Origin of the sequence: Micromonospora sp. MH33 (genome assembly GCF_003013775.1) — a bacterium.
In the GTDB taxonomy this organism is placed as follows: domain Bacteria; phylum Actinomycetota; class Actinomycetes; order Mycobacteriales; family Micromonosporaceae; genus Micromonospora; species Micromonospora fulviviridis.
In genome coordinates, this window is sequence record NZ_MUYZ01000262.1 from 1 (window position 1) to 9,875 (window position 9,875).

Consider the following 9,875-nt stretch of genomic DNA (forward strand, 5'->3'; position numbering starts at 1 on the left):
CCGCCGACGTCCGGTGCGCCGTACCCGCCGCAGCCGCCGACCTCCGGTGCGCCGTACCCGCCGCCGGCCGCGGGGCAGCCGCCGTACCCGCCGACCGGGGGCACGGCGTTCCCGCCGCCGCCCGGGCAGTACCCGCCGCCCCCGGGTGAGGCGTACCCGACCGGGCCGTACCCGCCCGCGCCCGGGCAGTTCGGCCCGCCGGCCAAGAAGTCCAACAAGAACGTCTGGATCACCGTCGGCATCGTGGTGGCGGTCATGCTGCTGCTCTGTTGCGGCGGCGGCATCTTCGCCATCTACAGCGGCGCGAAGAAGACCAAGGACGCCATCGACAACCTGCCCACCCCGGCGGTCACCTACAGCAACCCGGTCGACGACTCCCCGACCGGCGGCACCTCGGCGACGCCGGAGCCGGGCAAGACCGACGGCGAGACCTTCAACATGCCGTCCGGCGACACGCTGATCGTCAACGACGACGACGGCACCGTCGAGATCACGGTCGGCAACTTCCGGACCAAGGACAAGGCCTGCCAGGAGTTCATGCCGGGGCCGAAGAACGGCATGTACCTGATCGCCGACGTGACCGCCGAGGTCACCAAGGGCACCGGCTCGATCAACCCGTTCTTCTTCAAGTGGGTCGGCACCGACGGCGCCGAGGAGAGCGGCGTCGGCGGCGCCTTCTCCGGCTGCGGCAAGCTGATGGGCTCCGGCAACAACCTGCCCACCGGCAGCAAGCGCAGCGGCCAGCTCATCTTCGACGTCAAGGACAAGAACGGCACGCTGGAGTACGAGCACCACCTGCGTACCGCGGGCTCCTGGAAGCCCTGACCCGCGACGCCCTCGCACGGGGGCCGGTCCCGCCCGGGGCCGGCCCCCGTCGGCTTTTCGCGGATCCCGCCGGTATGAACCGGGCCGCTGGGCGCGGCTGCTCGGTTACCGGGCCGTGCCGGACGACCTCCGACCGGCAACTCCACGCCGGCAACGATCTTCGTCACGACCGGGTGACGAGTCGGGTCTCCACTGCGTCGGTGACCGCGAGGTGGCGGCGGCGGCTCGGCATCATCATGGTCGGGTGGGAGACGCTCCAGGCCGCGCTGGCGCAGATCATTTCCTTGGTGCGGGCGGCGCTCCGGCCCGTGATGACGGTGGACGTGACCCGATCGTCGGGGGTCACGCGCTGGATGATCCCATCGCGTATCCTGCACCGCGTCCTCCGCATCACCGACCGATCCCAGCAGCCGGTAGGCGATCGCCTCCAAGCGGCCCCTGGCGCTCTCGAACAGGTCGGCCTCGTGCGTGCGGAGCGACATTTGCCCCATCATTGATCATGCGCGCAGACGCGTCCACTCGCCTCATACACCCGGGGCAGTGGAGCCGGCGGCAGCGCCGCGCACGAGCAATCCCTGCGGAAACCGTCCATGCCCTCATCGCCCCGGTCGAGCGGAACGCAGCCTGCGGCCGCCTCGGGTTTCAGCGCCCGACGGCCGGGGACGCCGCTGGCGGTGGGGCGCGACGGCGCCCTCTGGCGACAGGGGAGGCGGCATGAGCGTCGAACGGGCGAAGGACGACCTCGAGGACCTGGCTGGCCCGGCCCGGGCACGGTTGGGCGACATGACCCGCGACGAGCGGTCCGAGGCGGACGAGGTGCGGCGCCAGGACGAGATCCGGGGCAAGCGACCCGGTGAGCACGTCCAGCAGGACGCCCGGGACGCGCGGGACGACTTCTCCGGCTGAGGTGTGCCGGTCTCGCCGGCCCCGGTGGCGGGAACCCGCCGGGGCCACCGGGTATGGGCTGACGGTCAGCGATCGGACGCCCGTCCGACCCTGAACCCGGCTGACCAGCGTTTCCGGTGAGCCGGGTAGCGGATCAGCACTCGTCGCTCCGGGCAACCGGTCGGGACGTTCCGACATGACAGGGGGTCGAGACGTCGACACCGAGCGTGCCGATTGGCCGCTAGCAATTGTTGAGGCCGCAAGCAGACTGAGAGGCGTGACGTACCCACCCCCGCAGGACCCGTGGCACGGGCAGGCGCCACCGCCTCCACCGCCGCCCCACCAGCAGCCGACCGCCCAGTTCGGCGCGGTCCCGCCGTACCCGATGGCGCAGGTGCCGCCCGCCGGACGCAACCAGCAGGGCTTCCCGCCTCCCGCTCCACCTGGGTCGATCCACGGCGGCGTGAGGAAGGGTCAACGGCGTGCCCTGACGAATGGTCAGAAGATCGCCGGGGGCTTCCTCGGCGTGCTTCTGCTCTGCTGTTGCGGCGGTGGTCTCGCAGCCATCGGAGGCTCGGATGACAAGAAGCCGGCGGCCGGCGCCGCCGCCTCCGCCTCCGCGCTGCACGCAGTGGAGGAGCCATCGGTCTCCCCGTCGGCGGCCACCACGACTCCGGCCGAGTCGCCCAGCCCGGTAGCGAAGACGAGCAAGCCGACCCCGACCCCGAAACCGACGCCGAAGCCGACGCGCACCAGCCCCAAACCGGCGCCAAAGCGGACCACCAGCGCTCCGCGCACGACCACCCCGACCACCAGCTCGGTGCGCATCGGCGTCCATCCCGGTGCTTTCTGCAGCCCCGCCGGCGCGCTCGGGAGAACCAGCTCCGGCACCTTGATGCGGTGCAAGCGAAGTGCGACGGACAGCCGACTCAGGTGGCGGGCCGCTTGACGTTGCAGCTTAGAAGCGACGACTGACGGAACCGCCGGGCGTGCACCCGCGCCCGGCGGCACTCACCTCGCCGGCGGTAGGAACAGGTGTCCGTGCCAGGCGCCGCGGACGGTGCGCGCGGCCACCGTCGTCCAGGCGGCCACCAGCAGTCCGTACAGCAGCACGGCGAGCGCGGTCAGCATGGTCGAGCCGGCCCGGGCGGCCAGTCCGGTGACTCCGGTGACCAGCGTGCCGACCGGGAAGGTGAAGCTCCACCAGGTGAGCGAGAAGGGCAGCCCGGCGCGCGCGGTGCGCAGCGTGATAGCGGCCGCCAGGGCCAGCCAGACCAGGGCGAACCCCAGCACGGGTACGCCGTAGAGCACGGCGAGCATCTGCGCCCCGGCCGCGTACGGTTCGGGGAGCACCCCCTCGGCGGCCCGGCCGAGCAGGTGCGCCGCGGTGATCGACTGGCCGAGCGGCCCCAGCACGATCCACAGGGTGGGGACCATCCGGGCGGCGCCGACCCGGTGGACGACCAACCGGTTCCAGAGCTGCGGCAGGATGACCAGGGTGGCGACCAGGCTGACGCCGAACATCGCGTAGCAGGCGATCACCAGGTCGAGCCGGGGCTGCCCGGCCGGCAGGTGCGGCACGAGCAGCGCGCCGTTCGCGGCCGAGACCATCGGCGGCACCACCGGCATCAGCCAGCCGCCGAACGCGGCGTCCGGCCCGATCCGGTGCCGCGTCATCATCAGGTACGGGATCGCCACCGCGGTCAGCAGGCCCAGGCCGGTCCCGACGCCCCACAGCAGGAGGTCGACCGCCACGGCGGCGGACTCCCCGATCAGCGCCGGCCCGAGCAGCAGCGCGCCGCCACCCACGGTCATCAGCGCCATCGGCGGCGCGCCCCAGAACTGCGCCATGACCGGGTCGGCGGCGTATCCGAGCGCGGTCTTCCGGTCCCGGCGCAGGTGCACCACCCACGCGGCGACCAGCGCCACCAGCAACGCCGCCGCCGCGAGCCAGACGACGGTCGCCACGAACCGCAGCCCGGGCAGGTGCACGGGCAGACCGGCGGCGGCGGTGGCCACGATCCCGGTGCCCATCACCGAGGCGAACCAGTTCGGGCCGAGGTGGGTGGCGGTTTCCGGGCGACGCGGCAGAACGGGCGGCTGGTGCAGGCTGTTCATACGCCAACCCTCGGACCGCCGGAGCCGACCCGGTAGGCGGCGATCCCCTACCGAGCCATAACCTCTGCCTATGCCTCTGCCGCCGCAGGTGACCGACCTGAGCAGCCTCGACCTGCTGCTCTCCGTCGCCCGGCTCGGCAGCATCGGCCAGGCCGCGACGGAACACCGCATCTCCCAACCGGCGGCCAGCGCCCGCCTCCGTCACCTGGAACGCCGGCTCGGCCTCACCCTCCTGCACCGCACTCCGCGCGGGTCCGCCCTCACCCCGACCGGCGCGCTGATCGCCGACTGGGCCCGCACCGTGGTGGACGCGGCCGACTCGTTCGCCGCCGCCGTGCAGGCGCTGCGCGTCACGAAGGAGAGCCGGCTCACCGTCGCGGCCAGCCAGACCGTCGCCGAGTACCTGCTCCCGGCGTGGCTCGTGGCACTGCGCGTACGGCAGCCGGACCTCGCCGTCACGCTCCAGGCCGCCAACTCCGCGGACGTGGCCGCCCGGCTCCTCGCGGACCGGGCCGACCTCGGCTTCATCGAGGGCCCCGACCTGCCGGGCGGGCTCGACGCGGACACCGTGGCCACGGACCGGCTCACGGTGGTCGTCGCCCCTTCCCACCGGTGGGCACGCCGGCGCCGCGGCATCACCCCGGCCGAGCTGGCCGCCGCGCCGCTGGTGGCCCGGGAGGCGGGCTCGGGCACCCGCCGGGCGTTGGAGAGCGCGTTGCGCGAGCAGGGGGTCGGCGAGTTCGCCGCGCCGGTCCTCGAACTCTCCTCGACGACGGCGATCAAGCACGCGGTCGGGGCGGGAAGTGGACCGGCCGTGCTGAGTTCGCTGGCGGTCAGCACCGAACTGGCCGCCGGCGCGCTGGTCGCGGTGCCGGTCGACGGGCTCGACCTGCGCCGCCGACTGCGGGCGGTGTGGCCGGCGGGACGGCAGCTCACCGGGCCGGCGCGGGACCTGCACGCGATCGCCCGACGGCACAGGTGAGCCGGGACCGCTAGGGCGCCTCGTCGGGGTGCCTCCGCTCGCGTATCCCGTCCCACACCGCCAGCCGGCCAGGACGACGGTGGCGACAGCGGCGGCGAACATCGGCGCGCGGTGCAGCAGCGCCGGCGTCGACGTACGTGACCGCGAACAGCAGCCCCCGCGCGCCGCACGCGGGCCTATGGTGGGCCGATGATCCTCGCCGATTTCGCCGGCTCCTGGTCGGGCGCCAACGGGTTCCGGTTGATGCCGGCCGACCCGCTCGCCGGGTCGCCGGCCACGATCACCGTGACGACGGCAGCCGGTGGGCACCTGACCTCGGTCGCCTACTCCTGGACACATCCGGACGACGGGACGCAGGACGGCCTGCTCGTCATCGGGGCCGGCGACCAGGAGGGCTCACTGGTTGCCATGTGGGGCGACTCGTGGCACCAGCAGCCCACGCCGATGTCGTTGACCGGCGGCCCGGGAACCGACGGGACGTTCGAGCTGAGGGGCGAGTACGGCGGCGGTTGGGCGTGGCGGATCGTGTTCGACACGACAGACGCCGGGCATCTGCGCATGCGGATGGACAACGTGATCCCGGCCGACCAGGCCACCGCCGAGATGCCCGCAGGGCCCTATCCGGTCATGGTCGCCGAGGTGAGCCGCGCCTGACCTCGGGGCCCGCTCACCCTGTCACTCGGGAGCCGTCCGAATGTGGGTGGTGAGGGTGCCCTCGTCGTCGAGGACGTGGAACATCACGCCCGGCGGGTCGGTCAGGTCGGCGGTGTTGGCCCACGTGAGCTCGTCGGTGGTGGTCCACGGCAAGCGGGACGTGGACACCACGCCGGGCGCCGCGAGCAGCGGCCGACCGGCGAACGACCCCGCGGCGGCATCGTGGGCGTGTCCGCAGAGGACCGCCGCAACGCCGGGGGCCTGCCGGACGATCGCGGCGAACTCGTCGGCGTTGCCGAGCCGGATGCTGTCGACCAGCGGATTGTGCAGACGGATCGGATGATGATGCAGTCCGACGACGACGGGCGCCTCAGCCTCGGCCAGGACCCCGCGCAGCCAGTCCAGGGTCTCCGGGGCGAGCCGACCGTCGTCGCGGCCGGGGATGGTGGAGTCGCAGAGGGCGAACAGCACGTCACCCACCCGGTGAAGCTGGTTGATCGGCGCGTCACCGTCGGTTCCCAGCAGCACCTTGCGGTATGCCGACCGGTTGTCGTGGTTGCCGGGCAGCATGAGCACCGGCACGTCGGCGACGAGTTCGGCCTTGACCCTCCTGGTACTCCGGGATCTCGCCGTGGTCGGCCAGGTCGCCGGAGACCAGGATCAGGTCGATGTCGCAGCCGCGCAGGTAACGCATCACCCGCCGGGTACGGGCCAGGGCACGTTCACTCCCGTCGAGGTGGGTGTCGCTGATGTGCGCGATGATCATCATGTACCGATAGTGCGCATCGTCAAGGCCGCCGCGAAAGCACCAATCACCCTTGAGTGGTCCGGTCACCACGCCATCGGCAGCGACGCTCGCCGAGGCCGGATCACGCGTTTCCGGCAAGCTGACCCGCCGCGCTGCCGCACAAGATCGAAAAGGCCGTCTCCGACGAGCGGAAACGGCCCTTGAACTGGGTGGAGCTGAGGGGATTTGAACCCCTGACCCCCTCGATGCGAACTGGCTGCACCGTGGTCTGGTCGGGCTGCCACCGAGGTCACATGCTCTGCTGATGTGCCTCTCGGCTCGGTTCGGCTGACCTGCCTACGCTGGCCGATTCCGGCTATGAAAGCGCCGGCCACGGCATCAGGACCCCGGTCAAGCAACCTGGCGACGGCCGCCGGCTCGCACCTGATAACCGCGCCTACAACCGACCACTACGCGGCCTGCGTTGGCAAAGAGAACGCGGCTTCGCGATCCTGATCGGACGCTGGAAAACGCTACGCCATACGACGGTCAGCCCACGCCGCATCGGTGACATCGTCGCCGCGGCCCTGCACCTGACCCACTTCGAGTGCAACGGCAGGGCGACGCCGAAGGGCCACAACCCCTTCATCTGCTGCACAGCACCACATCAAGAGGATCTACCTACATCGAACCCCTCTCCGTGCTCGTGCCGCACTTGAACATCGAGCTAAGCCTGGGCGCAGGATGTCGCGGTGCCGGGGTGTCGCAACGTAACTGATACAGAGTGGGTGGACAACGACTCCTGAATAAGGCTGCGGGCATGGCTGATCTCGTCGGATGGCAGCGCGGCCAAGACGTTCTCCAGCGGATTCACGCGGCGCGCATGGTCGAACCTCTGGACGTCATGATCCGACATTCCTGTGATGCCTTGAGAGTTGTCGACCGCGAACGTGGGCATGCCAGCACGGTCCGACGATTGCGCACGTTGCGGGCGGTACAGCATTTTGCGGGCTATCCCGTAGTGAGCTGCGGACAGCTTCCGCCGTTCTTCGTAAATGTCGTGCGCCGCGACCAGGACGGACACGGTCAGGTCGTCGAATGGTCGCGTCTTGGCCGCGCTCCGCTGAATGACCTCGGCGAGTGTCGGCGCTTCGGCCGCCTGTTCCAAGCGCCTTCCTTCAACGGACATCATCGACCTGGACCGATCGCGCCGCCATTGTTCATGTCGGATTTGTGGCATACCGAATATGGCGTCCCGCGCCAGCGACTCCACATCATGTGGGCCGCTTGGAGCCTCCGCCTTGGATTGCCACGGCACACCGAACTGTCGGATCTGATTCATAAAAACGTCAATGGAGAATTCTCCCCGTGGATCTTGCCCGCGGGCAAAGTTCACCATCCGCTGACGAAAGCTCCGTAGGAACGCGTGACTAGCGAGCAGACGCGACAGTGACTCTTCCGACAGCGCTGACACCGCGCCAGAAACGATCGGGTCCAGCGATCTGTTGGCGGCAGAGCCGAGCGCCGCGCCGACTTTGAATAGTTCCCACAGCATCACTTCGCTGGCAGTGCCGGTCCACGTACGCACCCGTGGGCCGTCGAATATGCCCTCGGACCGGCTGTGCAGGTCGCCATCGAGGCGGACCTCGACCGTAGGAACGTTCCAAATGATGATCGACGTGAACGACTGCCACGGTGGGTGCCCGGTAGCAGATCGGACGGCGAGTCGGGCGTAATAATGGCGGAAAGAAAGGTCGCCAGCCGTCGTACTATCGAGCACAGCGTCAGTGCGGCTGTGGACTAGTGCGAGTCGCACCAGAGCGCTGCCCCAAAAGCCGAGATCGACGAGTAGTCGCCGACATGTCAGCGTGGGCACGTGGTCCGGGCGGGCTGGCAGCGCAGCGAGACGATGGCTCATGTCAGCGGCGAGCCGCTCGAACGCGGCAAGGCTGTTAAGCGCTTCGGTTATGCGCGCCGGTAGATGATCGAGAGTCCAGCGGGAGATTTGTTCGGAGTAGGTATCCATGCTGGGCCGCCCATCGAGAGAAGCGAGTGGGACGCGAAGGTCGGCGCATCAGGTGAGCACCGGTGATGTGATCATCACCAATGGCTGAGTGGCCAGTCAATCCGTCGATTGGCCCGTCTGGTCCGCTGTCTACCGCCGATCGCCTCGCGGCCGAGGCCGCTGCTCGGGCGCGGCGAAGACACCGTCGTCATGCGCGAGGAGCGGGCTGACCGTGCGGATTCGCAGACCTTCCACGGCTGGGGGCAGCGCGACCTGGAAGACTCCGTCCACGCCGCCGCCTCCCGGATCACTGTCACCACGCCCGCCCGCGCACCCCGACCGGCCGCAAGGTTGGCTGGTCGCCTGGGGCGAGCAGGTCGACATCCGACACATCAACACCGACGGCGAGTCTTCCGCATCGGCGCTGCCGAGCCCTACGAACTGAGCTGCACGGTTCACGAGGAGCAGGGGCTGATCTACCTCACGATGCACCCACACCGCTGCCGGATTAGCTCGCGGCCAGCCCATCGCCTGTGCGGTCGATGACTGCTGTACTTCGCTGCTGTACAAGATCGAAAAAGGCCGTCCCCCACCATGGGAAACGGCCTTTGAACTGGGTGGAGCTGAGGGGATTTGAACCCCTGACCCCCTCGATGCGAACGAGGTGCGCTACCGGTCTGCGCCACAGCCCCTCCGCTGGCGTACCAGCGTCGGTCCCACCCGGCTTGCACCAGGCGGGCCGGCGACAAGGCTAACAGGTTCCGCGCCTCCGAAGCGAACCGCCCCACCGCCCGAGCAGATCTTGGCGGGAATAGGCCCCCAGAGGTGCCCAAACCCGCCAAGATCGCGGGACGACCGATTCAGGCGGGGGCGTAGGTCAGGTTGAGGACGCCGCTCTTGAGGGTGGCGCTGTTGAGCAGGCGCAGGGGGTAGGTCGGCGTGTCCTCGAAGAGGCGCTGGCCGCGTCCCACGGCGATCGGGTGGACCAGCAGCCGCAGCTCGTCCAACAGCCCGTTGGCGAGCAGCCACCGGACCGTGGTGGCGCCGCCCGACATGGCGATCTCCCCGTCGGTCTGCTCCTTGATCTCCCGCAGCCGCGCCGCGACCTGGTCGGAGTCGCCGGAGATCAGGTGCGAGTTTTGCCAGGTCGTCTCGGTGAGGGTGTTGGACAGCACGTACTTCGGCACCGAGTTGATGAACGACGCGAAGTCGATGTCGTCCCCGGCCTGGTTCGGCCAGTACTCCGACCACTCCTGGTACTGCGTGCGCCCCATCAGGAACGCAGCGGTCGCCTCCACCCCGCGGCCGACGACGGCGCCCATCTCGTCGTCGAAGTAGGGGAAGTGCCACTGCTCGGGCCGCTCCACGACACCGTCCAGCGAGATGAAGAAGTTCGACACGATCTTGGCCATCAGAAGCTCCCCTGTCGGCGGCCGGCTCCGCACCGGCCTTCACCAACCCGTCGAACGACCCTGACCGGATTCGACATCACCGGCCAGAAAATTTTCAGGCGCCCCGCCCGCTCTGGTACGGCCGCCCCCGCAGGCCACCCGCCCGGCGGTAGGAGACCGAGCCGCCGCTCGCGGCGGGCGGCAGGTCCGCGGGCCGGTCCAGCCCCATGGCGGTACGCCGGACCGCCTCGCGCTGGGCGGCCAGCCGGCGCTGCGCCTCGCGCCGGG

At 70.2% G+C, this 9,875-nt stretch carries 12 protein-coding genes, 1 tRNA gene and 1 pseudogene; 5 read left to right on the forward strand and 9 right to left on the reverse strand.

The annotated features are described in order from the left end of the window. Positions 1 to 825 (forward strand): DUF4352 domain-containing protein (locus B0E53_RS28240; protein WP_107078800.1); only part of this gene is annotated, 825 nt, incomplete at its 5' end. A 163-nt stretch (positions 826 to 988) separates the two neighbouring features. Here B0E53_RS28240 and B0E53_RS28245 read toward each other — a convergent pair. Next, the gene (locus tag B0E53_RS28245; RefSeq protein WP_210406246.1) at positions 989 to 1,171 is read right to left on the reverse strand and encodes a hypothetical protein; all 183 of its coding nucleotides are present in this window, start codon (positions 1,169 to 1,171) and stop codon (positions 989 to 991) included. A gap of 13 nt (positions 1,172 to 1,184) precedes the next feature. Beyond that, positions 1,185 to 1,307, reverse strand: a pseudogene (locus B0E53_RS28250) (sigma factor); the annotation flags it as partial. 232 nt (positions 1,308 to 1,539) lie between these two features. On the opposite strand from B0E53_RS28250, the gene B0E53_RS28255 reads away from it, so the two are divergent. Further along, on the forward strand, positions 1,540 to 1,731 hold the full coding sequence (locus tag B0E53_RS28255; protein ID WP_107078801.1) for a general stress protein CsbD: 192 nt from the start codon (positions 1,540 to 1,542) through the stop codon (positions 1,729 to 1,731). Between the two features lie 477 nt (positions 1,732 to 2,208). Here B0E53_RS28255 and B0E53_RS28260 read toward each other — a convergent pair whose 3' ends face one another. Together B0E53_RS28260 and B0E53_RS28265 are read right to left on the reverse strand one after the other, a co-directional pair. Then, entirely contained in the window at positions 2,209 to 2,538 is a 330-nt protein-coding gene (locus tag B0E53_RS28260; RefSeq protein WP_107078802.1) for a hypothetical protein, read from the reverse strand. A gap of 183 nt (positions 2,539 to 2,721) precedes the next feature. Continuing rightward, positions 2,722 to 3,828 carry a TDT family transporter gene (locus B0E53_RS28265; protein ID WP_107078803.1) on the reverse strand — a complete coding sequence of 369 codons (1,107 nt, stop codon included), beginning with the start codon at positions 3,826 to 3,828 and terminating at the stop codon, positions 2,722 to 2,724. Between the two features lie 70 nt (positions 3,829 to 3,898). On the opposite strand from B0E53_RS28265, the gene B0E53_RS28270 reads away from it, so the two are divergent. Beyond that, positions 3,899 to 4,810, forward strand: a complete 912-nt coding sequence (locus tag B0E53_RS28270; RefSeq protein ID WP_107078804.1) for a LysR family transcriptional regulator — start codon at positions 3,899 to 3,901, stop codon at positions 4,808 to 4,810. Positions 4,811 to 4,999: 189 nt separating this feature from the next. After that, complete coding sequence (locus B0E53_RS28275; RefSeq protein WP_107078805.1) at positions 5,000 to 5,464, forward strand: DUF1579 family protein; 465 nt, start codon at positions 5,000 to 5,002, stop codon at positions 5,462 to 5,464. Between the two features lie 21 nt (positions 5,465 to 5,485). On the opposite strand, the gene B0E53_RS28280 is transcribed toward B0E53_RS28275, so the two are convergent. Both B0E53_RS28280 and B0E53_RS40260 read right to left on the reverse strand, forming a co-directional pair. Further along, positions 5,486 to 6,034 carry a metallophosphoesterase gene (locus tag B0E53_RS28280; RefSeq protein ID WP_281492919.1) on the reverse strand — a complete coding sequence of 183 codons (549 nt, stop codon included), beginning with the start codon at positions 6,032 to 6,034 and terminating at the stop codon, positions 5,486 to 5,488. After that, positions 5,970 to 6,299: a metallophosphoesterase gene (locus B0E53_RS40260; protein ID WP_281492918.1), complete on the reverse strand. Its 330-nt coding sequence runs from the start codon at positions 6,297 to 6,299 to the stop codon at positions 5,970 to 5,972. Before B0E53_RS40260 ends, B0E53_RS28280 begins: the two co-directional genes overlap by 65 nt. A 254-nt stretch (positions 6,300 to 6,553) precedes the next feature. Between B0E53_RS40260 and B0E53_RS28285 the strand changes: the two genes are divergently transcribed. Continuing rightward, positions 6,554 to 6,910, forward strand: coding sequence for a transposase family protein (locus tag B0E53_RS28285; RefSeq protein WP_210406247.1), 357 nt, complete (start codon positions 6,554 to 6,556; stop codon positions 6,908 to 6,910). Between the two features lie 8 nt (positions 6,911 to 6,918). Here B0E53_RS28285 and B0E53_RS37130 read toward each other — a convergent pair whose 3' ends face one another. From B0E53_RS37130 to B0E53_RS28305, 3 genes are all read right to left on the reverse strand, one after another. Continuing rightward, the gene (locus tag B0E53_RS37130) at positions 6,919 to 8,217 is read right to left on the reverse strand and encodes a hypothetical protein (protein WP_146167795.1); all 1,299 of its coding nucleotides are present in this window, start codon (positions 8,215 to 8,217) and stop codon (positions 6,919 to 6,921) included. 597 nt (positions 8,218 to 8,814) lie between these two features. Then, positions 8,815 to 8,888 (reverse strand) — tRNA-Ala (locus B0E53_RS28300). A 168-nt stretch (positions 8,889 to 9,056) separates the two neighbouring features. Beyond that, complete coding sequence (locus tag B0E53_RS28305) at positions 9,057 to 9,608, reverse strand: dihydrofolate reductase family protein (protein WP_107078807.1); 552 nt, start codon at positions 9,606 to 9,608, stop codon at positions 9,057 to 9,059. Between the last annotated feature and the right edge of the window lie 267 nt (positions 9,609 to 9,875).